Source organism: Microbispora sp. CA-102843 (assembly GCF_050936215.1).
Taxonomy (GTDB): Bacteria; Actinomycetota; Actinomycetes; order Streptosporangiales; family Streptosporangiaceae; genus Microbispora.
The window spans coordinates 217148-241185 of sequence record NZ_JBNJNF010000001.1 but is presented as its reverse complement, the minus strand read 5'-3'; the positions used below and the strand labels follow the sequence as shown (position 1 = coordinate 241185).

24 protein-coding genes and 1 riboswitch are annotated in these 24038 nt (G+C 71.9%); of the genes, 6 read left to right on the top strand and 18 right to left on the bottom strand.

Going from position 1 to position 24038, the window contains the following annotated elements; genetic code table 11:
• Positions 1-27: 27 nt before the first annotated feature.
• Entirely contained in the window at positions 28-711 is a 684-nt protein-coding gene (locus tag ACQEVJ_RS01240) for a TetR/AcrR family transcriptional regulator (protein ID WP_433096254.1), read from the bottom strand.
• Between the two features lie 61 nt (positions 712-772).
• Here ACQEVJ_RS01240 and ACQEVJ_RS01235 point away from each other — a divergent pair, with 61 nt between their 5' ends.
• Positions 773-1396, top strand: a complete 624-nt coding sequence (locus tag ACQEVJ_RS01235; RefSeq protein ID WP_433096252.1) for a class I SAM-dependent methyltransferase — start codon at positions 773-775, stop codon at positions 1394-1396.
• A gap of 13 nt (positions 1397-1409) precedes the next feature.
• Here the strand turns inward: ACQEVJ_RS01235 and panC are convergent, their stop codons facing one another.
• On the bottom strand, positions 1410-2264 hold the full coding sequence (panC, locus tag ACQEVJ_RS01230) for a pantoate--beta-alanine ligase (RefSeq protein WP_433096250.1): 855 nt from the start codon (positions 2262-2264) through the stop codon (positions 1410-1412).
• Entirely contained in the window at positions 2255-3145 is an 891-nt protein-coding gene (locus ACQEVJ_RS01225; protein WP_433096248.1) for a Rossmann-like and DUF2520 domain-containing protein, read from the bottom strand. The genes panC and ACQEVJ_RS01225 overlap by 10 nt, the downstream gene beginning before the upstream one ends.
• 113 nt (positions 3146-3258) lie before the next feature.
• Between ACQEVJ_RS01225 and ACQEVJ_RS01220 the strand changes: the two genes are divergently transcribed.
• Entirely contained in the window at positions 3259-4275 is a 1017-nt protein-coding gene (locus ACQEVJ_RS01220; protein WP_433096246.1) for an SAM-dependent methyltransferase, read from the top strand.
• Here the strand turns inward: ACQEVJ_RS01220 and ACQEVJ_RS01215 are convergent.
• Complete coding sequence (locus ACQEVJ_RS01215) at positions 4265-5464, bottom strand: cytochrome P450 (protein ID WP_433096244.1); 1200 nt, start codon at positions 5462-5464, stop codon at positions 4265-4267. The two genes, ACQEVJ_RS01220 and ACQEVJ_RS01215, sit on opposite strands and share 11 nt — an antisense overlap.
• A gap of 76 nt (positions 5465-5540) precedes the next feature.
• Here ACQEVJ_RS01215 and ACQEVJ_RS01210 point away from each other — a divergent pair, with 76 nt between their 5' ends.
• The 3 genes from ACQEVJ_RS01210 to ACQEVJ_RS01200 all read left to right on the top strand — a co-directional run bounded on the left by ACQEVJ_RS01210 (position 5541) and on the right by ACQEVJ_RS01200 (position 9101).
• On the top strand, positions 5541-6218 hold the full coding sequence (locus ACQEVJ_RS01210; protein ID WP_433096241.1) for a pentapeptide repeat-containing protein: 678 nt from the start codon (positions 5541-5543) through the stop codon (positions 6216-6218).
• A gap of 60 nt (positions 6219-6278) precedes the next feature.
• Positions 6279-6394: riboswitch (SAM riboswitch) on the top strand.
• A 101-nt stretch (positions 6395-6495) separates the two neighbouring features.
• Positions 6496-7722 (top strand): aminotransferase class V-fold PLP-dependent enzyme, encoded by a 1227-nt coding sequence (locus tag ACQEVJ_RS01205; RefSeq protein WP_433112505.1) that lies wholly within the window; start codon positions 6496-6498, stop codon positions 7720-7722.
• 194 nt (positions 7723-7916) lie between these two features.
• Positions 7917-9101, top strand: coding sequence for an NADH-quinone oxidoreductase subunit D (locus ACQEVJ_RS01200; RefSeq protein ID WP_433096239.1), 1185 nt, complete (start codon positions 7917-7919; stop codon positions 9099-9101).
• A gap of 3 nt (positions 9102-9104) precedes the next feature.
• Here the strand turns inward: ACQEVJ_RS01200 and ACQEVJ_RS01195 are convergent, their stop codons facing one another.
• The 11 genes from ACQEVJ_RS01195 to dacB all read right to left on the bottom strand — a co-directional run bounded on the left by ACQEVJ_RS01195 (position 9105) and on the right by dacB (position 18868).
• A complete protein-coding gene (locus ACQEVJ_RS01195) occupies positions 9105-9554 on the bottom strand; it encodes a DUF3180 domain-containing protein (RefSeq protein ID WP_433096237.1) in 450 nt (149 codons plus the stop codon).
• 18 nt (positions 9555-9572) lie between these two features.
• Complete coding sequence (folK, locus tag ACQEVJ_RS01190) at positions 9573-10073, bottom strand: 2-amino-4-hydroxy-6-hydroxymethyldihydropteridine diphosphokinase (RefSeq protein ID WP_433096235.1); 501 nt, start codon at positions 10071-10073, stop codon at positions 9573-9575.
• On the bottom strand, positions 10070-10420 hold the full coding sequence (gene folB / locus ACQEVJ_RS01185; RefSeq protein WP_433096233.1) for a dihydroneopterin aldolase: 351 nt from the start codon (positions 10418-10420) through the stop codon (positions 10070-10072). Before folB ends, folK begins: the two co-directional genes overlap by 4 nt.
• 29 nt (positions 10421-10449) lie before the next feature.
• Positions 10450-10893 (bottom strand): nuclear transport factor 2 family protein, encoded by a 444-nt coding sequence (locus ACQEVJ_RS01180; RefSeq protein ID WP_433096231.1) that lies wholly within the window; start codon positions 10891-10893, stop codon positions 10450-10452.
• Positions 10894-10897: 4 nt separating this feature from the next.
• Positions 10898-11770 (bottom strand): dihydropteroate synthase, encoded by an 873-nt coding sequence (folP, locus tag ACQEVJ_RS01175; protein WP_433096229.1) that lies wholly within the window; start codon positions 11768-11770, stop codon positions 10898-10900.
• A 74-nt stretch (positions 11771-11844) separates the two neighbouring features.
• Positions 11845-12444 carry a GTP cyclohydrolase I FolE gene (gene folE / locus ACQEVJ_RS01170; RefSeq protein WP_433096227.1) on the bottom strand — a complete coding sequence of 200 codons (600 nt, stop codon included), beginning with the start codon at positions 12442-12444 and terminating at the stop codon, positions 11845-11847.
• A 2-nt stretch (positions 12445-12446) separates the two neighbouring features.
• A complete protein-coding gene (ftsH, locus tag ACQEVJ_RS01165) occupies positions 12447-14456 on the bottom strand; it encodes an ATP-dependent zinc metalloprotease FtsH (RefSeq protein WP_433096225.1) in 2010 nt (669 codons plus the stop codon).
• Positions 14457-14723: 267 nt separating this feature from the next.
• Positions 14724-15266, bottom strand: coding sequence for a hypoxanthine phosphoribosyltransferase (gene hpt / locus ACQEVJ_RS01160; RefSeq protein ID WP_433112502.1), 543 nt, complete (start codon positions 15264-15266; stop codon positions 14724-14726).
• Between the two features lie 27 nt (positions 15267-15293).
• Positions 15294-16304, bottom strand: coding sequence for a tRNA lysidine(34) synthetase TilS (gene tilS / locus ACQEVJ_RS01155; protein ID WP_433096223.1), 1011 nt, complete (start codon positions 16302-16304; stop codon positions 15294-15296).
• Between the two features lie 72 nt (positions 16305-16376).
• Positions 16377-17426: a zinc-dependent metalloprotease gene (locus ACQEVJ_RS01150; protein ID WP_433096221.1), complete on the bottom strand. Its 1050-nt coding sequence runs from the start codon at positions 17424-17426 to the stop codon at positions 16377-16379.
• Between the two features lie 56 nt (positions 17427-17482).
• On the bottom strand, positions 17483-18868 hold the full coding sequence (gene dacB / locus ACQEVJ_RS01145; protein WP_433096219.1) for a D-alanyl-D-alanine carboxypeptidase/D-alanyl-D-alanine endopeptidase: 1386 nt from the start codon (positions 18866-18868) through the stop codon (positions 17483-17485).
• An 86-nt stretch (positions 18869-18954) separates the two neighbouring features.
• Between dacB and ACQEVJ_RS01140 the strand changes: the two genes are divergently transcribed.
• Positions 18955-19488, top strand: a complete 534-nt coding sequence (locus tag ACQEVJ_RS01140; RefSeq protein ID WP_433096217.1) for an inorganic diphosphatase — start codon at positions 18955-18957, stop codon at positions 19486-19488.
• A gap of 83 nt (positions 19489-19571) precedes the next feature.
• On the opposite strand, the gene ACQEVJ_RS01135 is transcribed toward ACQEVJ_RS01140, so the two are convergent.
• The 3 genes from ACQEVJ_RS01135 to ACQEVJ_RS01125 form a co-directional block, all read right to left on the bottom strand.
• Positions 19572-20726, bottom strand: a complete 1155-nt coding sequence (locus ACQEVJ_RS01135; RefSeq protein WP_433096215.1) for an NlpC/P60 family protein — start codon at positions 20724-20726, stop codon at positions 19572-19574.
• Between the two features lie 103 nt (positions 20727-20829).
• Positions 20830-22749, bottom strand: coding sequence for a hypothetical protein (locus ACQEVJ_RS01130; RefSeq protein WP_433096213.1), 1920 nt, complete (start codon positions 22747-22749; stop codon positions 20830-20832).
• Between the two features lie 187 nt (positions 22750-22936).
• On the bottom strand, positions 22937-24034 hold the full coding sequence (locus tag ACQEVJ_RS01125) for a saccharopine dehydrogenase NADP-binding domain-containing protein (RefSeq protein WP_433096211.1): 1098 nt from the start codon (positions 24032-24034) through the stop codon (positions 22937-22939).
• Between the last annotated feature and the right edge of the window lie 4 nt (positions 24035-24038).

Below are 24038 nucleotides of genomic sequence, written 5' to 3'. Positions count from 1 at the left end.
CGGGTGATGGTGACGCCCCGGCCCCTCCTATAAACGGTCCCCCTGGCCACGGCCGTCCGGGCCACCCGCGCCCGCCGCATGGCCGGTGCAGAGCTGGGTGGCCAGAGTGGCGTAGGCCCATTCCTCCCATCGGTCCGTCGACCAGCCGCGGTCCTGGACGAAGAGCAGGTACAGCTGCGGGCTGAGCAGGCAGAACAGCAGGTCCGCGGCCATCTCGACGGAGACGTCGGGCCGGGCGCCGGGTTTGCCGGCCAGCGCCTGGGCCGCGGCGTGCTGCACGATGTAGCGCGGATCGGGGCCGTCGGGCCATTGCGCGGCGATCTGCGGGTCGGTGGCCGCGGCCGACTCGATGAGCGGCATGATCGGGGCGACCCGGCCGAGGATCTCGGCGGCGCCCTGAACGTGCGCGCGCAGCTGGTCGGCCGCGGTGGGCGCGGCGCACGCGGCGCGGAACCATTCACGGTCCATGGTGGCCACCGGTTCGGCGTCCCCGGCGATGGACGTGTCGACGACGTCCTTGAACAGCGTGCGCTTGTTGCCGAAGACGAAGTAGACCGTCTGAACGGCCACGCCCGCCCGGTCGGCGACCTCCTGCAGGCTCGTCGCCCCATAGCCCTGCGCGACGAACAGCTCCCGCGCCGCCTGGATGACCTTCTCCCGGGTGCGGCGTGAGCGCCCGGCCCGTTTGTCCGGCCTCTTGACGGTGTCCATGGCACGAGTATATCTCTAGAGTTCGTCACTAGAGTTTAACTCTAAGAACTTGGAGCGGATCATGGACAAGGCGAACACTGCTCAGGGCCCGGACGCGGACGAGGAGGCCGTACGCCGAGAACTGGAGAGGTACTACCTCGCCGGCAAGCCGCCGTGGGACACCGGCGTGACGCCGCCCGAGTTGGTCGCCCTGATCGAGGGGCACGATGCGCTGCCGCCCGGCCGCGCTCTGGAGCTCGGCTGCGGCACCGGAACCAACGCCGTCTATCTGGCCCGGCACGGCTGGGAGGTCGCGGCCGTCGACATGATCGACCGCGCGATCGAGCAGGCCCGCGAGAAGGTCGACGCGGCGGGAGTGGCCGTACGGCTGCTGCACGGGGACGCCACCCGGCTCGACGAGCTGGACGCGCCCGGCCCCTACGACCTGTTCTTCGACCTGAGCTGCTACTGCGGCATCCCGCCGCACCGCCGCGACGCCTACGCCGCCGGGCTCACCCGCCGCGCCGCTCCCGGCGCACGGCTGCTGATGTTCGGCTACGGCCCCGGAACGCTCGACGACACGTTCTCCGGCGTCACCGCCGACGAGCTGCGTGCCAGGTTCGCCGGCTGGGAGCTTGTCGACGTCACACCCGGGACGAACCCGTTCCCCACCTTCTGGTTCACACTGCGGGCCGGGGCAGCCTGAGCCGCTGCGCCCCCTACAGCGTCAGGACCATGTTGTCGATCAGGCGGGTGGTGCCCACCTTGGCGGCCACGGCCAGGATCGCCTCGCCCCGGTGGTCGTCGCCGACCGGCGCGAACGTCGCGGGGTCGGCCAGGATCAGGTAGTCGAGCAGCAGCGGCGGGTCGAAGCGTGCCGCCTCCTCCAGCACGGCCCGCGCGGCGTCGAGGATTCCGGCCGGCCCTGCTGCCTGGCCTCGCGCCGCGCCGGCCCGCAGCGCCCGCGACAGCGCGAGCGCGGTGCGGCGGTCGGCCTCGGACAGATACCTGTTGCGGCTCGACAGCGCGAGGCCGTCGGGCTCCCGCACGGTCGGGGCTCCGACGACCGACACCGGGACGTCGAGGTCGGCCACCATCCGCCGGATCAGCGCGAGCTGCTGGGCGTCCTTCTGCCCGAAGACCGCGACGTCCGGCCGCACCAGGTTGAACAGCTTGAGCACCACGGTCAGCACGCCGTCGAAGTGGCCGGGCCGGAAGGCGCCCTCGACCACCCCGCCCATGCCGCCGGCCGAAACCTCCACCTGGCGGTCCGGCAGGTACATGTCCTCGGCCGAGGGCGCGAAGACCACGCCCACGCCCTCCTCCTCGCACACCCGGAGGTCGGCGTCGAACGTACGGGGATAGCGGGAGAAGTCCTCGCTGGGGCCGAACTGCAGGGGATTGACGAACACGCTCACCACCACGTGGTCGGCGTGCTCGCGCGCCAGCCGCATCAGCGACCGGTGACCCTCGTGGAGCGCGCCCATCGTGGGGACCAGGGCGATCCTCCCGGGGCCGAGCGCGTCCCTCGCCTTGTCGAGGACGGCGCGGTCGGCGGCGACGGTCAGGTCCATATGTTCCCTCCCAGGGCGTCCAGCAGGCGTTCGGCCGCCTCCGGCTTGAGCAGGCCCGCCGCGAGCGCCCGGTCGGCGGTGAGCCTCGCGAGGGCGACGTACGCGTCCGCGGCCTCGGGGGCGGCCAGGATGAGCGCGTCCACGTGCTTGCGCACGGTGCCCGCGTCGCCGCGCACCACGGGCCCGGTGAGCCCGCTGATGCCCAGGCGCAGCACGTTGTCGAGTGCCGCGCTCAGCAGCGGGCCGAGCATCCGGCCCGGATGCTCCACGCCGATCTTCGCGAGCAGCTCCTGAGACTCGGCGACGAGCGTCACCATGTGGTTCGCGGCGCCGGCCAGGGCGGCGTGGTAGAGCGGGCGATCGTGATCGGCGATCCACACCGGCTCGCCGCCCATCTCGATCACCAGCGCCTCGGCCACCGGCCGCAGCAGGTCGGGCGCCGTGACGCCGAACGAGCAGCCGTTGAGCCGGGTCAGGTCGTCGCTCCTGCCGGTGAACGTCATCACGGGGTGCAGCGCGAGCGGCAGCGCCCCCGCCTCGGCCGCGGGATCGAGCACGCCCAGGCCGTACGCGCCGCTGGCGTGCACGAGCAGCTTGCCGCGCAGGTCGGCGCCGGTGGCGGCGAGGCCGGAGACGAGGCCGGGCAGCACGTCGTCCGGCACGGTCAGCAGCACGAGCTCGGACCGGGCGATCACCTCGTCCGGCCTGCTGAGCTTCATGCCGAGGCGGTCGGCGGCCCGCCGCGCCGACGCGTCGGACACGCCGCTGGCCGCCACCACCCGATGACCCGCGAGCATGAGCGCGGCTCCGAGCACGGAACCAACCCGTCCCGCGCCGAGCACTCCCACGGCGAGCCGCGCCGGGCGGTCACTAGTGTCCATGACGCCTCCCCTCGCTTCAGCGTAGCGGCGGCGCTTCCGCCGGCCCGGGCGTGGCCCAACGGTCGGATTTTGTCCCGTTTCTCACGGCCCTATGTTGAGCCATAAGTACGAAAGTGACTACTTTTCGTCACGCCATCGGCGTGTCGGTAACGTGGGGCGCTGTGGAGGTCACCTGGCGGGAGGCCATGCGACGGGCGCTCTACGGCGCGGAGGGCTTCTATCTGCGGGAGCGCCCCGACCGGCATTTCCGCACGTCGGTGCATGCCTCGCCGGTCTTCGCCGAGGCGGTGCTGTGCCTGCTCCGGCAGGTCCACACCACCCTCGGGCGGCCCGATCCGGTCGATCTCGTGGACATGGGCAGCGGCAACGGCCTGCTGGCCGCCCGGGTGCTGGCCGCCGCGCCGCCGGACCTCGCGGCGCGGCTGCGCGTCACCGCCGTCGACCTGTCCCCCCGGCCCGGCGATCTCGACCCCCGCGTCGCCTGGGAGCCGGAGGCGCCGTGCGGGATCACCGGCCTGGTGATCGCCAACGAGTGGCTGGACAACGTGCCGCTCGACGTCGCCGAGATGACGCCGGACGGCCCGCGCCTGGTGCTCGTGGACACCTCGACCGGCGACGAACGGCTCGGGCCCGCTCCCGGCCCCGAGGATCTGGCCTGGCTGGAACGCTGGTGGCCGCTGCGCTCACCGGGGGAACGCGCCGAGATCGGCCGCCCCCGCGACGAGGCGTGGGCCTCGCTGATCACGCGGCTGGCGCGCGGCACGGCGGTCGCCGTGGACTACGCCCATCAGGCCGGGCGGCGGCCCCCGCTCGGCACGGTCACCGGATATCGCGACGGCTCGGTGGTGCCGGCCACACCGGACGGGTCGTGCGACATCACCGCCCACGTCGCGCTGGACGCCTGCGCGGCGGCCGGCGAGCGGGTGGGGGCGGAGGCGACCACGCTCACCACGCAGCGGGAGGCGCTGCGGGACCTGGGGGTCACCGGCGCCCGGCCGCCGCTCGCGCTCGCGTCCGCCGATCCCGCCGGGTACGTACGCGCGCTCGGCCGGGCCTCCCAGGAGGCGGAGCTGATCGACCCGGCCGGTCTCGGCGGCTTCGGCTGGCTCAGCCAGGTCGTCAGACGGTGACCTTGAGCGATTCCAGGCCGCGCATGATGTAGCTGGGCTTCCAGGCAGGCTCCTCGGCGAGCTCCAGCTTGGGCGCCAGCCGCAGCAGGACGCCGAACGACTCCGCCATCTCGACCCGCGCGAGCGGCGCGCCGAGGCAGAAATGGATGCCGGCGCCGAACGAGATGTGCGGGTTGTCCGCCCGGCCGAGGTCGAGACGGTCCGGGTCGGCGAAGACCTCGGGGTCCCGGTTCGCCGAGCCGAACAGCAGCGCGATCTCCACGCCCTGGGGGATCGTCACCCCGCCGACCTCGATGTCCTCCAGCACCCACCGCTCGAACATCTGCGCCGGGGTGTCGTAGCGCAGCAGTTCCTCGACCGCCGTCGGCATCAGGCCGGGGTCGGCGCGCAGCCGCTCCAGCTCACCCGGGTTGCGGAACAGCGCCCACCACCCGCTGCCGGTGGCGTTGACCGTGGCCTCGTGCCCGGCGTTGAGCAGCAGCACACAGGTGCCGATCAGCTCGTCCTCGGTCAGCCGGTCCCCGTCGTCCACCACCTGGGCCAGCGCCGAGATCATGTCGTCGCCCGGCCGCTCCCTGCGCGCCCTGGCCAGCCCGCGCAGGTATTCGGCGAACTCCGTCGCCGCGCGTACGGCCGTGTGCTGGGCCTCCAGCGAGGGGTTCAGCTCGTACATCCCGCAGATGTCGGCCGACCAGGGGCGCAGGAGGTCTCGGTCGGCCTCGGGCACGCCCAGCATCTCGGCGATCACGGTGACCGGCAGCGGCTCGGCCACCTCGGCCAGCAGATCGCCGCCGCCGCGCTCGACCAGCCCCTCGGTCAGCTCGGTCGCGATCTTCCGTACGCGGGGACGCAGCGACTCGACCATGCGTGGCGTGAACGCCTTGGACACCAGGCGGCGCAGCCGCGTGTGGATCGGCGGCTCGACGTCGAGCATCCCGGCCCGCACCACCCGCCAGAACGGTTCCTGGAACTCCGGCTCGGGCTCGCGGCCGAACGCCTCGTGCGTCGCCACGTGCAGATAGGACCGGCCGAGGCGCCGGTCGCGCAGCAGCGCGTTCACATCCGCGTGGCGGGCGATCAGCCACTGCCCCGTCGGCTCGAAGAAGCTGACCGGCTCGTTGTCGCGCAGGTCACGGTAGGCGTCGTAGGGGTACGCGATGAACTCGGCATTCCAGGGATCAAACTTCACAATGGACAACAATACGGATGAAAGACCTCGCCTGGGAGTACGGGCGTGCGGGTCCTTCATGGCATAGGTTGGTGCGATGCCGAAGCGCCGCGAACAGCACCGCAGAGAACCCCGCGAGCTCGGCGAATTGCCCTACGCCGATCACCTCGAACCGTTCGACGGGCGGCTCGCTCAGGGCGGCGACTACGACACGGTCCTGTTCGACGGGCAGGAGTTCGAGGACGCCGAGGCCTCCAACGCCCGGTTCATCGAATCGGCCTTCACCTCGGTGACGTTCGTCGGCGGCCGCTATCGGCGCGCCCGTTTCTCGGACGTGTGGCTCAACGGCGTGCGCTGGGTGGGCGGCGACCTCACCGAGTCCGCCTGGGCGGACGCGGAGATCATCATGAGCGCCCCGGCCGGCACGGCGCTGCCCGGCGCCGAGATGAGCCATGTGACCTTCCACCGGTGCAAGCTCGACTCGGTCAACCTCCGCGCGGCCGACCTGCGGGAGGTCTCGTTCGTCGAGTGCACGCTGCGCGACGTGGATTTCGCGGGCGCCACGCTGACCGGCGTCACCTTCCCCGGCTCCACGCTGGAACGGGTGCGGTTCGACAAGGCGCGCATGTTCCGGGTCGACCTGCGGGGCGCCGTGTCCCTGGGCATCTCCGACGGCTACGACGCGCTGCGCGGCGCGACCATCAGCGGCGTCCAGCTGATGGAACTCGCGCCGATGTTCGCCCACATCCTGGGCGTCACGGTCGACAACGACTGAATCCGCGTGGGTCGCCCGCACTTGCGGCCGGGGGGCGGGGTCGGGTTATAGTGCCGTCCAGGTCATGAGTGCCAGCGTCAAGCCCCGGCTTGCTGGCCGGCAACCCTCGCGCTCGCGGCGGGGTGCCCCGGGTGAGGACCGGGTCCGGCACGAAGTGTGCCGGGCAAGCGCGGGCTCCGCCTCCCTACGCCATGGCCGGGGTCCCCGATCCCGAGGAGGCTTGGCGTTGTCCGCACTCACTTTCGTCCAGCAGGCCGTCCGCCGCTCCACCGAGGACATCGCGCCGCGGCTTCCCGCCGTCGTCGGCGCCGACCTGGAGGTGCCCGTCAAGGGCGGCCGGCTCGTGCCGTACGCGAACCTCGACTACGCGGCGAGCGCGCCCTGTCTCGAGCCGGTGAACGCCGCCGTCGCGGCGGCGCTGCCGGCCTACTCCAGCGTCCACCGGGGCGCGGGCTACGCCTCGCAGCTCACGACGGCCAGGTATGAGCAGGCCAGGCACACCGTGCGGGCCTTCGTCGGCGCCCGCCCCGGCGACGCGCTGGTCTTCGTGCGCAACACGACCGACGCCATGAACCTGCTGGCCCGCAGCCTCCCCGAGGGCACCACCGTGGTGGTGTTCGAGACCGAGCACCACGCCTCGCTGCTGCCCTGGCCGAACACCGTACGGCTCGCGCCGCCCGCCTTCCCCGGCGAGGCGCTCCGGGCGGCCGACGAGGCGCTGGCCGCGATCGAGGGCCCGGCCCTGCTCGTCGTGACCGCCGCCTCCAACGTCACGGGCGAGCTGTGGCCGATCGCCGGGCTGGCCCACATCGCCCACCGGCACGGCGCGCGGATCGCCGTGGACGCGGCCCAGTTCGTCCCCCACCGCGGGCTCAACCTCGCCGCGCTCGACCTCGACTACGTGGCCTTCTCCGGGCACAAGCTCTACGCCCCGTTCGGCGCCGGGGTGCTCGTGGGCCGCCCCGACTGGCTCGCCGACGCCGATCCGTACCTGCGCGGCGGCGGAGCCGTACAGGCGGTGGGCGAGACCACCGAGTGGAGCGACGACCCCGAGACGCGGCACGAGGCGGGCACCCCCAACGTGCTCGGCGCGATCGCGCTCGCCGCCGCCTGCGACGCGCTGACCGCGACCGGCTGGACCGCGCTGGTGCGGGAGGAGGAGCGCCTGCTCGCCCGCCTGCGCGCCGGGCTCGCCACGATCCCCGGCGTACGCGAGCTGTCGCTGTGGGGTCAGGACCAGCCGCGCGTCGGCATCGTGTCGTTCACGGTCGAGGGCCGTCCGGCCCGCGAGGTCGCCGAGGCGCTGTCGGCCGAGTGGGGCATCGGCGTCAGGGACGGCAAGTTCTGCGCCCACCCGTTCGTCCGCCACCTCCTCGGCGGTGGGGAGGACGGCGGCTGCGCGGACGGCACGTTCAGCGCCGTGCGCGCCTCGATCGGCATCGGCACGACCACCGAACACGTCGACCGCCTCGTCGAGGCGCTCCGCGAAATCGCCACAACCTGAAGACGGAGACTCAGGTTGGGGGTCTCGTCCGAGAGGTCCCGCTCAAGCGGCATCCGTCGGCTTCTCGCTCACAGGCAGGCGCAGCGTCCGATCGCCGAAGTCGACGACCAGGTCCAAGCGGGCCCCGAGTGCCTCTACAGGCGGAGCCTTCGCCGTCTTCGCTCCTAGGTAATGAGCGTGAAAGCATGGAAGGCATGACGAGCGAGCAGGAGGGCGTGCGCCGGGAACGCATCGTGGGGATCGGCGCGGGAGCCGACGCCGTGCAGGCGAGGGAGCTGGCCACCGAGGACATGATCCTCAACATCGGCCCGCAGCATCCGTCCACCCACGGCGTGCTGCGGCTGCGGCTCGTCCTCGACGGCGAGCGCATCACGGCCGCCGAGCCGATCGTCGGCTACATGCACCGCGGCGCGGAGAAGCTGTTCGAGGTGCGCGACTACCGGCAGATCATCGTGCTCGCCAACCGGCACGACTGGCTGTCGGCGTTCGCCAACGAGCTGGGCGTCGTGCTCGCGGTCGAGCGCATGCTGGGCATGCAGCCCCCGCCCAGGGCGGTGTGGGCCAGGACGCTGCTGGCCGAGCTCAACCGCGTGCTCAGCCACCTGATGTTCCTCGGCAGCTATCCCCTGGAGCTCGGCGCGATCACTCCGGTCTTCTACGCCTTCCGGGAGCGCGAGACCCTGCAGCACGTCATGGAGGAGATCTCCGGCGGCCGCATGCACTACATGTTCAACCGGGTGGGCGGGCTGAAGGAGGAGCTGCCCCTGGGCTGGCTCGACCGCGTCACCGCCGCCGTCGCGGCCGTGCGGCGGCGGCTGCCCGACATCGAGGAACTGATCGCCGGCAACGAGATCTTCCTGGCCCGCACCCGCGGCGTCGGCGTGCTCGACCGCGAGACGATCATGCAGTACGGCGTGAGCGGCCCGATCGCGCGGGCCTCGGGCGTCGACTTCGACCTGCGGCGCGACGAGCCCTACCTCGCCTACGGCGAGCTGCCGGTGAAGGTCGTGACCCGGTCGGCCGGAGACTGCCAGGCCCGGTTCCAGGTGCTGCTCGAACAGGTCAAGGTCTCCCTCGACCTGGCCGACGCCTGCGTCGAGCGCCTGCGGCATCTGCCGCCGGGACCGATCAACCAGCGGCTGCCGAAGGTGCTGAAGGCGCCAGAAGGCCACACGTACGCCTGGACGGAGAACCCGCTCGGCCTGAACGGCTACTACCTCGTGTCGCGGGGCGAGAAGACGCCGTGGCGGCTCAAGCTGCGCAGCGCCTCCTACAACAACATCCAGGTGCTGCGGGAGATACTGCCGGGCAACCTGGTCGCCGACATGATCGCCATCCTCGGCTCGATGTTCTTCGTGGTCGGCGACATCGACAAGTAGCGGTCACGTCTCCCCGGAAGGCTTGCCGGGCACCCGGCAGCAGTGCTCGAGGAACAGCGCCGCGCAGATCAGGATCACGCAGGCCACGAACGACCCGCCTCCGACGAGCGCGTCCTGGCGGGGCTTCTCCAGGTCGAGCAGGTCGAGCACGCGCACCACGAACCCGGCGAAGACGCCGCCGAACGCCGCCCCGGCGTACGCCGTGGCCTTGGCCAGCGCCGCCAGGCGGGCGACGGCCAGCGGCTCGACGGGCTTGGTGTGCGGGCGGCGCAGGATCCTCGCCCGGGTCAGCCAGCCCGTGTAGACCTCGCCGACGGCCAGCAGCAGGGTGGTGGGGATCGCGGTCCACGGCAGGGTCGGCACCATGGAGTAGAACTGCCGCAGCAGCCCCCAGGTGAGCAGGGCGAACACGACCACCAGACCGACGAGCACGCCGGGATTGCTGGGCTTCACGCGGGGACTCCTCGTCGATCAGACCGGGGGTTCGAGCACGAGGTCGGGCCGCAGCCGCACCCCGCTCTGGTCCATGTCGGCCAGCAGGGCCGCCACCGACCCGCGCCCGGGCAGCACCGCCGCAGGATCGGCCTGCGCCCACGGGACCAGCACGAACGCCCGCTCGTGCGCCCGGGGGTGCGGGAGCGTGAGCTCGGGGTCGTCCGACATGAGACTCCCGACCGCGATGAGGTCCACGTCGAGCGTGCGGGGGCCCCACCGCTCCCTGCGCTCGCGGCCGAACGCGTTCTCGACGCTCTGCGCGCGGTCGAGCAGCGTGCGGGGGTCGAGCATGCTCTCGGCGATCACGACCGCGTTGAGATAGGGGCCTTGCTCGGGGCCGCCGACCGGATCGGTCTCGTAGACCGGCGACACCGCCACGAACGTGAGCCCGGGGGCGTCGAACAGCGAGTCGACGGCTCCTTGGAGGTTGTCGATGCGGCGGCCGAGGTTGCTGCCGAGCGCGATCACGACCCTCATTCGCGGCCCCTTCTGATCGTCACCACCACGTCGCCGAACGGCAGCGGGATGGGTGCCGCCGGTTTGTGCACACTGACCTCCGCCTCCTCGACCAGCTCGTGGGCCAGGCAGGCCGCCGCGAGCCGCTCGGCGAGGGTCTCGATGAGGTTGACCGGCTCGCCCTCCACGATGCGGACGAGCTCCGCCGCCAGTGCCCCGTAGTCCACCGTGAGGGTCAGGTCGTCGGCCGCAGCCGCCGGGGCGGTGTCCAACCACAGGGCCACGTCGACCACGAACTCCTGGCCCAGCTCGCGCTCGGCGGGCAGGCAACCGTGCCTGCCGCGGGCCCGCAGACCCGTCAATCGCACGGTGTCACGACTGGTCGCAGGCCGCGCCGTCACTGCTCCTGATCCTCCTCGTCGTCGTCGCTCTGCAGGACCGGTGAGCCGTGGTAGAGCCACAGCCGCCACCCGGTCCCGGTCCGCACGTAGGTGCTTGAGGCGACCACCCGGCCGGCCGCGAAGCCCGGCTCGTCGGTGTCGGCGGCCGTGAGGATGTTCTCCGCGCAGGTGACCACGGCTACGTCCCCGATCACGGTCGTCTGCACGTCGGTCAGCACGAACTGGATGTACGGCGTGTTGGCCATGATGAGCGCCCACGAGCGCAGCACCTCCGACCGCCCGCTCAGCATGGGCCAGCCGGGGTGGACGCACATCGCCGGACGTCCCGGGACGTCCTCGATCCAGATCTCCGACATCTTGTCGAGGTCGCCGCTCTCGATGGCGTTGTAGAACGCCTGGTTGAGCTCCTCGATGTCCTTCATCGGCGTCCCTGTCGGCATGTCGTCACCGGCCCTCGTCAGCGTGTCGTACGGCTGCTGCCCTCCACGCGGCGGCCACACGCACCGCGTCGGCGTTCGCCCGCACCCGATGCACCCGCACGCACCACGCGCCGGCCCGCGCCGCGAGCGCGGTGACGGCGAGCGTGGCGTCGTCGCTGCCGTCGAACGGCCGGGGCTCGCCGTCCGGCCCCGGCAGCAGGCGGCCGAGGAAGCGTTTCCTCGACGCTCCGATCAGCAACGGGTGCCCGAGGCGGTTCAGCTCGCCGATGCCGGCCAGCAGGGCCCAGTTGTGCTCGGCGTTCTTGGAGAACCCGAGGCCGGGGTCGAGCACGATCTGCTCCTCCCGCACGCCCTCGGCCAGCACGGAGTCGACCCGCTTGCGCAGCTCCTCCGCCACCTCGGTCACGACGTCGCTGTAGATGGCCCGGCTGTCCATGTCGCGGCTGTGCCCGCGCCAGTGCATCACCACGTACGGCACGCCGGTCGCGGCAACCACCCGCGGCATCGCCGGGTCGGCCAGTCCGCCGCTCACGTCGTTGACGAGCTTCGCCCCGGCCGCGACGGCCACCTCGGCCACCTCCGCGCGCATGGTGTCGACGCTGACCGTCACGCCCTCCTGGGTGAGCGCGCGGATCACCGGCTCGACACGGCGCAGCTCCTCCTCCAGGGAGACCCGCGCCGCGCCCGGGCGGGTGGACTCGCCGCCCACGTCGACGATGTCGGCGCCCTCGGCCACCAGGTCGAGGCCGTGCCTGATCGCGACGTCGACGTCGAACCACTGCCCGCCGTCGGAGAAGGAGTCGGGGGTCACGTTGACCACGCCCATGACCAAGCAGCGCCCGGCCTCGGGCATACCGGGCACACTCGCTGCGGTCATGGGGTCAAGACTAGTGCCCCGAGACTCGGTGCCCGTCGGGCAGGAGCGGCGTCCCAATCGGCCGTCGCCCGCGCTCAGCCGCGCAGGATCAGCGACATGGCCTCGGCCCTGGTCGCCTCGCTGGAACGGAAGTCACCCCGGACGGCCGACGTGATCGTCTTGGCGCCGGGCTTGCGCACGCCGCGCATGGTCATGCACATGTGCTCGGCCTCGATGACCACGATCACCCCGCGCGGCTCCAGCACCTGCATCAGGCCGTCGGCGATCTGGGAGGTCATCCGCTCCTGGACCTGCGGCCTGCGGGCGTAGACGTCCACCAGCCTGGCCAGCTTGGACAGGCCGGTGATGCGTCCCTTGTCGTTCGGGGTGTAGCCGATGTGGGCCACACCGTGGAACGGGAGCAGATGGTGCTCGCAGGTGGACATCACCTCGATGTCCTTGACGAGCACCATCTCGTCGTGGTCCGCGTCGAACATGGTGGTCAGCGCGTCCTCGGGCCGCTGGCCCAAGCCGGCGAACTGCTCCGCGAACGCGCGGGCCACACGGGCCGGGGTGTCCCGGAGCCCGTCGCGATCGGGGTCCTCCCCGATCGCGAACAGGATCTCCCGGACCGCCTTCTCGATCCGGTCGTGGTCGAAGCCAGGAGGCGGACCCGCCACGTTGGGCTCCGCCACGATCAGGCCTCGTCCCGCTGCGCCGACTGGTCGTTGACCCACGGGGTGGAGCCGGTGCCGCCGGCGGGCAGCGCCGAGCCGTTGCCGTTCGCGCGCTCCTTGGGCGTGATGACCGGAGGACGGTCGGACGGCAGACGCTTGCCGTATCCGGCGTAGGAGGGACGCTTCTCCTTGGGCACGACGGGCGAGAAGATCTCGAGGACCTGCTCCCGGGAGAGCGTCTCCTTCTCCATCAGTTCGAGCACGAGGTTGTCGAGCACGTCGCGGTACTGGACGAGGATCTCCCACGCCTGGTCGTGCGCGCTCTCGATGAGGCGGCGGACCTCCTCGTCGATCGCCGAGGCGATCTGCTCGGAGTAGTCGCGCTCGTGGCCCATCTCACGGCCCAGGAAGACCTCGCCGTTGCCGCTGCCGAACTTCCGGGCGCCGAGCCGCTCGCTCATGCCGTACTCGGTGGTCATCCGGCGGGCGATGGAGGTCGCCTTCTCGATGTCGTTGGACGCGCCGGTGGTGGGCTCGTGGAAGACGAGCTCCTCCGCGGTGCGGCCGCCGAGGAGCATGGCGAGCTGGTCCATCATCTCGGACCGGGTCGCGAGGAACTTGTCCTCCATCGGCAGCGTCATCGTGTAACCGAGGGCGCGGCCACGCGACAGGATCGTGATCTTGTGGACCGGGTCGGAGTTGGGCAGCGCGTGGGCCACCAGGGCGTGACCGCCCTCGTGGTAGGCGATGATCTTCTTCTCCTGGTCCGACATGACCCGGGACTTGCGCTCGGGACCGGCCATCACGCGGTCGATCGACTCCTCGAGAGTCGACATCGTGATGAGCTTCTGGTCCTGACGGGCGGTCAGCAGAGCCGCCTCGTTGATCACGTTCGCGAGGTCGGCGCCGGTGAAGCCGGGAGTCCTGCGGGCGATCACGTCGAGGTCCACGTCCTGCGCGAACGGCTTGCCGCGGCCGTGGACCCGCAGGATGCCCTTGCGGCCCTCCAGGTCGGGCCGGTCGATGACGACCTGGCGGTCGAAACGGCCGGGACGCAGCAGGGCGGGGTCGAGGATGTCGGGGCGGTTGGTCGCGGCGATGAGGATCACGCCGCCCTTGACGTCGAAGCCGTCCATCTCGACGAGGAGCTGGTTCAGCGTCTGCTCGCGCTCGTCGTGGCCGCCGCCGAGGCCCGCGCCGCGGTGCCGGCCGACGGCGTCGATCTCGTCGATGAAGATGATCGCCGGGGCGTTCGCCTTGGCCTGCTCGAACAGGTCGCGGACGCGGGAGGCGCCGACGCCGACGAACATCTCGACGAAGTCGGAACCGGAGATCGAGTAGAACGGCACGCCCGCCTCACCCGCGACGGCGCGGGCGAGCAGGGTCTTGCCGGTGCCGGGCGGGCCGTACAGCAGCACACCCTTGGGGATCTTGGCGCCGATGGCCTGGAACTTGGCCGGGGCCTGGAGGAACTCCTTGATCTCCTGGAGCTCCTCGATCGCCTCGTCGGCCCCCGCGACGTCGGCGAAGGTCGTCTTCGGGGTGTCCTTGGTGATCAGCTTCGCCCGCGACTTGCCGAAGTTCATGACCCGGGAGCCGCCGCCCTGCATCTGGTTCATGATGAACAGGAAGATCAGGACGATGATGATGATCGGCAGGAAGCTGACCAGCAGGCTGACGAGGAAGTTCTCCTTCGGCACCTCGACGGTCCAGCCCCCGGAGGGCTTGGCCTGGTCGAGCGCCTGCGTGAGCTGGACACCCTGGCCCTCGACCCAGGGAGCCTGGATGCGGCTGACCCCCTGCTTGCCGTTGACGTCGATCGGCTTGTTCAGCGTCAGCTCGACACGCTGGTCCTTGTCGACGACCACCGCGTTCTTGACATTGCCCTGCTGGATCTGCTGGACGACCGTCGAGGTGTCAGCGGTGGTGTAGTTGCCGTCTCCGCCGAACATCGTGGTGACGAGCAGGAGAAGCAATACGATGCCCAGGATCCACAGCAGTGGGCCACGTGTAAATCGCTTGAGATCCATCCGTTGCGGAACCCCGGCGGGCCCGTCCCTTCCTGACCAAGGCCTGCCCCGGGAGATCCCGGGGTCGCGGCATCCCTTACCGCTCCTTCTGGCTACCGTGGGCCGGCCGACCGGCCTCCCACGGATATCCGAAGGTACACCCGGCAGCCGCGTCGGGTAACTGCCCGAGCGGCTCCGGCTTTGCCTTTCCAACGTACGTCAGCCAACCCCGTGTTCCCGGACCTGGAGCCCAATAACGCACGATTCGAGGGTCACTTCGCTAAGGGCTTACTCCCCTCCGTACACATGAGGCGCAAGAGTCCCGATGAACGGCAGGTTGCGATACCGCTCCGCGTAATCGAGCCCGTACCCGATGACGAACTCGTTGGGGATGTCAAAACCGACGTAACGGACGTCCAACTCGACCTTCACCGCGTCCGGTTTGCGCAGCAGGGTGCAGATCTCCACGGACGCCGGATTGCGCGACTTCAGGTTGTTCATCAGCCACGAGAGGGTCAGCCCGGAGTCGATGATGTCCTCGACCACGAGCACGTGCCGGCCGGCGATGTCGGTGTCGAGGTCCTTCAGCACCCGCACGACGCCGGACGATATGGTCCCCGCGCCGTACGAGGAAACGGCCATCCAGTCCATCTGCACGGGCACGTGCAGCGCGCGGGCGAGGTCGGCCATGACCATGACCGCTCCCTTGAGCACACCGACGATCAACAGTTCCCTGCCGGCGTAGTCGGCGTCGATCTGGCCCGCCAGTTCTCTGATCTTCTCCTGCAGCTCCTGCTCCGAGATGAGGACTTTGGAGAGGTCCTTGCCCATGTCGGCTGCGTTCACCTGGGGTTTTCCTTACGCGAGCGAGAGATTGTCCACGGCGAAGACAAGCGTGCCACAGCGCCTCACCACCCCCACCCCCCCGGGTAGGTCCACGCCCTTCTGCCCGTGCCAGCCGGTCACCAGCCGCTCGACCGCCTCGATGTGCACCGCCGCGAGCGCGGCGGCGTGCGCCCCGGCCTCCACGGCCGCCCGCTGGATGACCCGTCGCCGCACCGCCCCCGGCACGTCCGACAGCACGGCCACGTCCAGCTCCCCGCCGGGGCCGCGCGACTTCGCGTGGACGGCGTCCGCCCACGCGTCCAGGGCGTCGGCGTCGTCCCGGCACAGCCGCGCCGTACGGGCCAGCGCCTCGGCGATCCCCGGCCCCAGCGCCGCCTCCAGCGCCGGGAGGGCGTCGCGCCGCACCCGGACCCTGGTGTACGCCGGATCGTCGTTGTGCGGGTCGTCCCAGGGCCGCAGGCCGAGGGCGTCACACGCCTGCCTGGTCCGCACCCGGCCGAGCCCCAGCAGGGGGCGGCGGTAGATCCCGGAGGCCTCCGCCATGCCGGACAGGGACCGCGTGCCGCTGCCGCGGGCCAGGCGCAGCAGCACGGTCTCCGCCTGGTCGTCGCGGGTGTGGCCGAGCAGGACCGCGGCGGCGCCCAGCCGGTCGGCCGCCGCGGACAGCGCGGCGTAGCGGGCCTCCCGCGCCGCGGCCTCGGGGCCGCCGGCCGTGCCGACCGTGACGGTCAGCGCCTCAGCCGGATCGAGACCGAGCGTGGACGCGAGCCGTACGACGTCGCGGGCCCGGTCGGCCGAGCCCTCTTGCAAGCCGTGGTCGACGGTCAGCAGCCCGGCGCGCAGCCCCAGGCGCGGGGCCGCGAAGCCGGTGGCCGCCGCCAGCGCCAGCGAGTCGGCGCCGCCGCTGCAGGCCACGAGGACGAGCGCGCCGCGCGACTCCCGCGCCCCCCGAGGGGCGGCGAGGTCCGCGAGCGACAGCCGTACGGCGCGGCGGACGTCGGCGACGGCGGGATGCGGGCCCATGCGGCCATTCTGGCCGCCCACGCCGGGCATGGGGAAACGCGCGTCCGACGGGCCCGAGCAGGTGGGCGGGAATCAGGCGGAGGTCAGGACGCGGGACATCCAGGCGTGCGGGTCGGCGATCTCCCCGCGGTCGGGCAGGGTCTCCGGCGAGGTCCAGACCTTGTTGAACGACTCCATGCCGGCCTCGTCCACGACCGTGCGGACGAAGTGGGAGCCCTCGGCGTACTGCTTCATCTTCAGCTCGATGCCGAGCAGCCGGCGGACGAGCTGGTCGAAGCGCGAGCCGCCCTCGCGGCGGCGCTGGAACTTGGCGCGGATCTCGGCGACCGACGGCACGACGGACGGGCCCACCGCGTCCATGACGTAGTCGCCGTGCCCCTCCACCAGCGTCATCACGGCCGTCACGCGATCGAGCACGGCCTTCTGCTCGGGCGTCTGGATGGCCTCGATGAGGTTGCCCTCGCCGCCCCTGAAGGCGTCGGCCACGGCGTCGGAGGCGGCGCGCAGGCGCTCCAGCAGGGTCGCCAGGTCCATCTCGGACGCGAGGAGGAACTCGGTCATCTGGCTGCGGACGTACTCCCGGAGCCAGGGGACGCCGGTGAACTGCACCCGGTGGGTCTCCTCGTGCAGGCACACCCACAGGCGGAAGTCGCGGGGATCGACGCCCAGCTCGCGCTCGGCGTGCACGATGTTGGGCGCCACCAGCGTCAGGCGGCCGGTCGGGGCGTTGCCCGAGGGGTCGGGCGGCAGGAACAGCTCATACTGCCCGAGCACCCGGGAGGCGAGGAAGGCCAGCACCGCGCCGACCTCGAGCCCGGTGATGCGCGAGCCGACCGCGCCGACGACCGCCGGCATGTTCGACATCTTCTGCGTCAGCGGCTCGAGCACCACGCGGAAGCCGTCCACGTTGGCGCGGATCCACCCGGGACGGTCGACCACGGTCGCCGCCTCGGGCGCCGCCGAGTCGATGCGGGTGAAATCCCGCACGTGCCCCTCGGCGTCCCGCGACAGCCGCCGCAGTTCGAGGACCGCCTGCCTGGCCTCCTCGCGGCTCACCTGAGGGCCGGGCCGCACAAGGCGCACCCCGGTCGCGACGGCCAGATCCCAGTCGATCACCTGCATACCCACCACCGTACGTTCTCCGACTTCTCGCCGCGCATACAGGCGCGAGGGGATGGCTAGCTCTGGGAGACGATCGTGGCCATTTTGTCGAGGGCGGCGATCGCCTCCGGCGGGTTGGCCACCTGGTCGGCCATGAACGCGAAGGTCAGCAACCGGCCGTCGGATGTGTACGCGATGCCCGCCAGGGTGTTCACCCCGTTCAGAGTGCCCGTCTTCGCGCGTACCAATCCGGCGCCGGCCTTCGAATCGGACTTCCCGTAACGGTTGTGCAGAGTCCCGGTGAAATGCGCGACCGGCAGGCCGCTGATCAGCGAGTGCAGCTCCGGATGGGCGGAGGACGCCGCCACGGCCAGGATGTGGGCGAGGGCCGTCGGCGTGATCCGGTTCTTGGTGGAAAGCCCGCTACCGTCGTGGACCTCCACCCCGTCGGCCACGCCGAGGCGGGTGAGCACGCGCCCGACCGCCGTGGGCACGCCCTGGAAGGTGTGCGGGAGGCCCTCCTTGATGGCGGACTGGCGGGCGAGCGCCTCGGCGAGGTCGTTGTCGCTGTGGGTGAGCATCCGCTCCACGAGCGCGTAGATCGGGCCGGACTCCACCCGGGCCAGCTCCTGCGCGGTGGGCGCCGCCTTGGCCGAGTCGACCCCCTTGCCCACCTTGATGCCGTTCTTCCTGAGCAGCGTGGCGAACGCGTCGGCGGTGGCCTGCGCCGGGTCCGGGTAGCGGGCGCCGTTGGCCGCCCGGCCCTCGTCCATCATGAGCGCGGCCACCGGGGCCACGCTGCCCTCCGGGATGTACGTCGGCTTCCAGCCCGGCGCCGTCCTCGGCCCGTCGAACAGGGAGGCGTCGTACGACAGGTCCACCGAGGTGATCTTCGCCGCCTTGAGCGCCCTGGCCGTACTCGATGCGAGCCGGGCGAGCGACGCGGGCCGCGGGTAGATCTCCTCCTGCTCGGCGGCGCTCGTCCGCGGGCCGGCCAGGGTCGGGTCGCCGCCGCCGACGAGGACGATCGAATTGGCGGAGGCCCCCCGCACGACCCGGGTGGCCAGGCGGGCGTCCGGCCCCACCGTGGCCAGCACCGTCAGCGCGGTGACGACCTTGGTGGTCGAGGCCGGGGTGATGGGAGTGCCCGAGCGACCGTCGAATATCGGCGTTCCCGTCGCTGCGTCGAGCACGATCCCGGCCACGCTGCCACCGAGGGCGGGGTCACCCATCGCAGCGGTGAGCCGGGTGGTCAAAGTACCCTTGGCGGGGAGAGCCCCGTCCCCCGCCGCGGCCAGAACCGGACCCGCGGTCACCAGGGGGATCGGGGTCGGCTTCGGAGACGCGACCGGAGCCGGGGTCCTGTCGGCGTCATGGGTGACCAAGTAAGTGCCCGCGAGGACGACGAAGATCTGCAGCAGGGCGAGGGTGGCCACCACCATCCACCGCTCACGTCGCACCACTACACCCTCATTTCGCGCCGACCTTGACCACGCCTACGAGACATTAACGCCAGCCCGGGAGACCGGGGACTCATGCGGAGGAACGAGTGGAGTTCGACGTTGTCGTTGAGATCCCCAAGGGACAACGGAACAAGTACGAGGTTGACCACAAGACCGGCCGCATACGTCTGGACCGCCTGCTTTTCACGTCTACCCAGTACCCCGCCGACTACGGGTTCATCGAGAACACGCTCGGCGAGGACGGAGACCCGCTCGACGCGCTGGTCCTGCTACAGGAGCCGACTTTTCCCGGTTGCCTGATCCGCTGCCGGGCGGTCGGCATGTTCCGGATGACCGACGAGAAGGGCGGCGACGACAAGGTCCTGTGCGTTCCGGCGACCGATCCGCGGATGGAGCACATCCGCGACATCCACCACGTCGCCGAGTTCGACCGGCTGGAGATCCAGCACTTCTTCGAGGTCTACAAGGACCTGGAGCCCGGCAAGTCGGTCGAGGGCGCCAACTGGGTCGGCCGTACCGAGGCCGAGGCCGAGATCGTCGCCAGCATCGAGCGCTTCCAGGAGACCGAGCACCACGACACCGAGCACCATGACACCGAGCACCACGGCGAGGAGCACTGAGTCGGGGAGTGTCCCGCGGATCTTGCTGTAGCGAGGCGCCGCCTGGGCTACCGCAGTAGGCAAAAAGATCCAAGGGACCCGACCTACCCTGGCCGGGTGGCGCCGACCAGATCGTGGCGCCAGATAGGCGAGATGCGCACCACGTCCCCCGTCTGGGGGGCGTGGACCATCATGCCGCGCCCGATGTAGATGCCCACATGATGGATGGTGCCGGGATTCCGGCTCAACTGGCCGTAGAAGATGAGATCGCCGGTGCGCAGTTCCTTCACCGGGACGTGCCGTCCCGAGGTCCACTGCGTGCCGGTCCAGTGATCGAGTGACACCCCGGCCCGCTGCCAGGCGCGCATCGTCAGCCCCGAGCAGTCGAATCCCGACGGGCCTGCGGCGGCCCACACGTACGGCTTGCCGATCTGTTTGAGCGCCCATTGGGCGGCCATCTCGCCGGGTCCCGACCCGAGCCGCCCCGCCCAGGCCGGCACCGCCAGACTTCTGCGTGCGGGGAGGGCCGCCTGCCTGGCTTTGCTCCTCGCCTGTTTCAGCTCGTCGACGCGGTCGCGGGCGGCCTCCAGCCGTTTGGAGATCTCCGCTTTCTCCTGCTCGATCTGTTTGGTCTGTTCGAGCTGTTCCTCGACGGCCCGCTGTGCCGTGTCCTTCGCCTGCCGCACCTCGTCGGCGCTGTGCGACTGCTCGGAGTAGGCACGGGCCGCCTGTTCTCGGAGGATCTCGAAGACCTGTTGCGCGTCATTCAGCCGTTGCAGCGAGGCGGCCTGTTCGTCGCCGAGTTGCGTCAGCATGCTGGCTCTTCGCAGGAAGCCGTGCACGTCGCCGAGACCGCCGAGCATGGCCGCGGCGGACGGTGACAGCCGCACCCCGCTGTACCCCTCGGCCACCCTCGCCGCCACCTCGCCGCGCAGCCGGGCGACCTGGTCGGACGCCTGACTGACCCGCCGCGCCGACTGCTCGTACGCGGCACGCGCCTGCTCAAGCTGGACGAGCTGCCCGTTGTACGCCTCCACGAGCCGCTCGGCCTCGGTGTTCAGCGTCTCCTTGCGGGCCTGCGCGACCGCGAGGTCGGCCTCGGCCTTGCCAAGTTCCCGTACGCGCTCCTGCACCTGCTGGCGCGCCTTGGCGACGTCCTTGGCGGACGGCTTCGGATCGGCTCCCGCCGGGGCTCCGAAGGTCAGGACGAGACTTGACCCGAGCCCGGCGACCAGCCCCGATGCTCTGAGGAGTGGCAATTCCTTCCCCTTCCCTGCTCCACTCCCCTCACTTCCCGGCGACTACTCTCCGTACACATCTAAGCTACGCCCAGTAATCAACCTATGTGGTAGGTCGTCCCGTTTAGGCAGGGAAGGCGCCTCCGGGTCCTCCGGGGCTTCCGGCCGCGGGATCGCCGGAAGTGCCGCGACGCTCCGCCCCGCGTTCGGAGCCGCCGTCCCGGGTTCCACCAGGGACGCCCGGCAGCGAGCCGTCCCGGCCGGGGCGGTCCGGACCCGGACCGTCGCGGCGCGGGCCCTCCCAGCCCGAGCCGCCGGACCGGGCGTGCCACGGCGGGCCACCGGCGGAGCCGCCATGTGCCCGCCCGCCGCCTCCGTCGCCCTGCGCCTCGTGCCTGCCGCCGTGTCCGCCGCGCCCGGGAGGTACGGCCGGGGGCTCGCCGTGGCCGCCGGAGGGCCCGCGGGAGGGCCCACGGGAGGGCGCGGAAGTCGGCGGGCACTCCCGGTGGGGACGGGGATGGTGCTGGTGGTCACGCCAGGGCGGACGGTGTTCCGGCCAGTGCGCCGGCGGCGGCCCTCCGCGGGGCGGCCACCCCGGGCGGGGGCCGCCGGAGCCAGGTCCACCAGAACCGGGCCCACCGGAACCGGGGCCCCCGGAGCCGGGGCCGCCGGAGCCGGGCTCCTCGCCCGGCTCCGTGCCGGGGGTTCCAGGGGTTCCGGGGGTGCTGGGGATGACGGTGGGCGAGGGCGTCGGGCCGGACGGCGATGCGCCCGGACCCTGCGGGGACGGCGCGCCGGTGGGGTGCCCGGACGGCTTTCCGTGCGGCGCGGGATGGTGCGGCCGGCCGGCGGAGGGCGGCACGGGAGCGGGCAGGGGCGCCGGGCGCGGCAGGACGACCGGCCTCGCGGGAACCACGGGCACGACCGGCTCGGCCAGATCCCGGGAGACCGGGGGCACGGGCGAGCGTCCGGCGACCCCGTCGGCCTCGTCAGCCTCGTCGGACGACCCCTCCGGAGAGGCGGTGCCGTCGGACGGGACGGCCGGAGCCTCGGCCGCGGGGAGCCGGGGCGGCGCGAACGTGTCGGCGGCCTGCTCGCGCAGGTCCCCGGCGAACTGGGCGAACACGAGCGCGATCGTCGCCACCGCCGCCAGGGCGGCCACGGCACCCGCCACCGCCTGCGCCAGCCTGCCCTCGCGGCGGCCGGCCCTCGGGAAGCCCGCGGCGTTGAGCCCGCCCACGCGCTTGGCGACGTACCGCCGATAGGGGACGAGTTCGGGGTCGATGAAGCTGCTGAGCACCCGCACCCGCAGCGTCTCCGGCAGGGCGACCTGGGGGAGCAGGCCGAACACCTTGGCCGGGGAGATCTGCCGGACGCGCTGGCGCCCGCAGGTCTCGCACCGCGCGAGGTGCCGGGTGAGCTGTGCCCGCGCCTGCGGGGTGAGCTCGCCGGTGAACCCCGCGAGGATGGCGGACGCCCGCTCGCAGTCGTGGGTGGCACGCCTGGCCAGGAGCTCGACGGTCACCGTCTCGCGAAGGCGTTCCGTGGCCGCGTCGAGGAGCGCCTCGGCGTACCGCTCGCCCGTGCCGAGCACCGCGGCCAGGTCCTGGCCGGCGGTCATCCCGTGCCGGGCCGCCAGTTCGAGCACCTCCCGGTCCTCGGCCGACAGCGCCCCCACGGCGCTGCTCGCGACGAGGCGCAGGTCGGCGTCGGCGCCTCCGGCCGTGACGCCGGGGAAGGGCACGGTCGCGACGGGAACCGGCCCGGTCTCCGGCCCGTCCTCCTCTCCCGGCGTGCGGCGGCGCATGCACTCGCCGCGGGCGAGGGCGTACAGCCAGGGACGGAACCTGTCCGGGTCGGCCAGCGAGCCGACGAGGGCCTCCGCGGCGATCAGCGTGTCGCGCAGCGCGACCTGGGCGGCGTCGGGCCCGGCCAGCAACGTGCGGCAGTACCGATAGAGATTGCCCGCATACATGTCATAAAGGGCGGCCAGCGCTCCCGGATCCCGGGCTCGCAACGCCTCGACCAGGACGCCATCATTCATATAACGGAGCGTAAATGCTTAGTAACTCCCCGCTCCACCCATTCAGGTGAAGTCACGTACCTACATCGTCGGGTTTTACACTCCGCCGTCCCGTTGATTTGCCGGAATTCGCCACTTTATTGCGCGACTAATCGGGAAAAATCCGGCCCGCATAGAGGACGCCGTGCAAGACGCCGGACGGACGCCGTCAATCCCGTACGGCCATTCCCACCTCGGCGCAGCCCCGCGTGAGCGCGTCGAGACCGAAGGCGTCGACAGGCCCCAGGGCACCGGTGCCGTGCACACCCTCGGCCAGCGCCGTCGTCGCCGCCCAGGCCAGCACGCCGGCCGTGAACTCGTACGGGTCGCCTCCAGCGAGGTGGACGGAGGCAAGGCGGCGGCCTTCCGCGTCGTACGCCTCGGCGACGATGATCGACGACACGCCCGCCCCGGCCGGCGCGCCGCCCCCGCCCGTACGGAGCACCCGGTCGGCCAGCGCCTCGGTCGCCCGCCGGATCCCCGGCAGCGCGGCGATGGCGGGGGTCGCCTTGGCCAGCACGCCCGCGACCCTGGTCAGCCCGCCCAGCCAGCCGAGGTAGACGTTCACCTCGCGCAGGCCGGGATGCGCGGGCGGCAGCGTGAAGTGCTCAGAGGCGCCGATGGACAGGCCGTGCCGCACGCGGCCGTCCACGAGGAACTTGCGGGTGCGGCCGTGCTCGGGGACGATGCGCCCCTCGCGGAAGCCGTACATCGGTTCGAGGACCATTCCCAGCGCCGAGGCGCGGGTCCCGGCACTCGCGCGACGCGCCATGCCGCCGTCCACGAAGTAGCCGACGTCCACGCGGACGGCCCCCGGCCCGGCCTTGCGCAGGGCCAGGGCCGCGGCGAGGTTGCCGGGCACGTAGTCGTACCCGAAGGCGGTGATCAGTGCCGCGCCCCTGGCCGCCGCGGCGGGGCCGTACCGCTGGAAGGTCCGCTTGATGAACGTGGGCTCTCCGGTGGTGTCGAGGTAGACCGCGCCCGCCTCGGTCGCGGCGGCGACCGCGGCCTCCCCCCACCGGACGAACGGGCCGACGGTCGAGATCAGCACGTCGCCCGGCCCGACGATCCGGCGTACGGACTCGGGGCGGCCGACGTCGGCGACCGCCGTGGGCAGGTCACCGCCCAGCGCGTCGGCGAGGGCGGTGAGCCGCGTCTGGTCCCGCCCGGCCAACAGCGGCCGGGCCCCGCGTGCGGCGAGCGCCTCGGCGGTGAGCCTGCCGGTGAAGCCGGTGGCTCCGAACAGCACGATCCTGGGGGTGGCCATCCCG

Excerpts from the sequence above, each read along its gene's own strand:
- ACQEVJ_RS01225 (WP_433096248.1), bottom strand. The coding sequence starts at position 3,145 with ATGGACACTAGTGACCGCCCGGCGCGGCTCGCCGTGGGAGTGCTCGGC.
- folK (WP_433096235.1), bottom strand. The coding sequence starts at position 10,073 with ATGAGGGTCGTGATCGCGCTCGGCAGCAACCTCGGCCGCCGCATCGAC.
- ACQEVJ_RS01240 (WP_433096254.1), bottom strand. The coding sequence starts at position 711 with ATGGACACCGTCAAGAGGCCGGACAAACGGGCCGGGCGCTCACGCCGC.
- ACQEVJ_RS01235 (WP_433096252.1), top strand. The coding sequence starts at position 773 with ATGGACAAGGCGAACACTGCTCAGGGCCCGGACGCGGACGAGGAGGCC.
- ACQEVJ_RS01210 (WP_433096241.1), top strand. The coding sequence starts at position 5,541 with ATGCCGAAGCGCCGCGAACAGCACCGCAGAGAACCCCGCGAGCTCGGC.
- ACQEVJ_RS01200 (WP_433096239.1), top strand. The coding sequence starts at position 7,917 with ATGACGAGCGAGCAGGAGGGCGTGCGCCGGGAACGCATCGTGGGGATC.
- ftsH (WP_433096225.1), bottom strand. The coding sequence starts at position 14,456 with ATGGATCTCAAGCGATTTACACGTGGCCCACTGCTGTGGATCCTGGGC.
- ACQEVJ_RS01125 (WP_433096211.1), bottom strand. The coding sequence starts at position 24,034 with ATGGCCACCCCCAGGATCGTGCTGTTCGGAGCCACCGGCTTCACCGGC.
- panC (WP_433096250.1), bottom strand. The coding sequence starts at position 2,264 with ATGGACCTGACCGTCGCCGCCGACCGCGCCGTCCTCGACAAGGCGAGG.
- ACQEVJ_RS01180 (WP_433096231.1), bottom strand. The coding sequence starts at position 10,893 with ATGCCGACAGGGACGCCGATGAAGGACATCGAGGAGCTCAACCAGGCG.
- hpt (WP_433112502.1), bottom strand. The coding sequence starts at position 15,266 with ATGGGCAAGGACCTCTCCAAAGTCCTCATCTCGGAGCAGGAGCTGCAG.
- ACQEVJ_RS01130 (WP_433096213.1), bottom strand. The coding sequence starts at position 22,749 with ATGAATGATGGCGTCCTGGTCGAGGCGTTGCGAGCCCGGGATCCGGGA.
- ACQEVJ_RS01150 (WP_433096221.1), bottom strand. The coding sequence starts at position 17,426 with ATGCAGGTGATCGACTGGGATCTGGCCGTCGCGACCGGGGTGCGCCTT.
- tilS (WP_433096223.1), bottom strand. The coding sequence starts at position 16,304 with ATGGGCCCGCATCCCGCCGTCGCCGACGTCCGCCGCGCCGTACGGCTG.
- folP (WP_433096229.1), bottom strand. The coding sequence starts at position 11,770 with ATGACCGCAGCGAGTGTGCCCGGTATGCCCGAGGCCGGGCGCTGCTTG.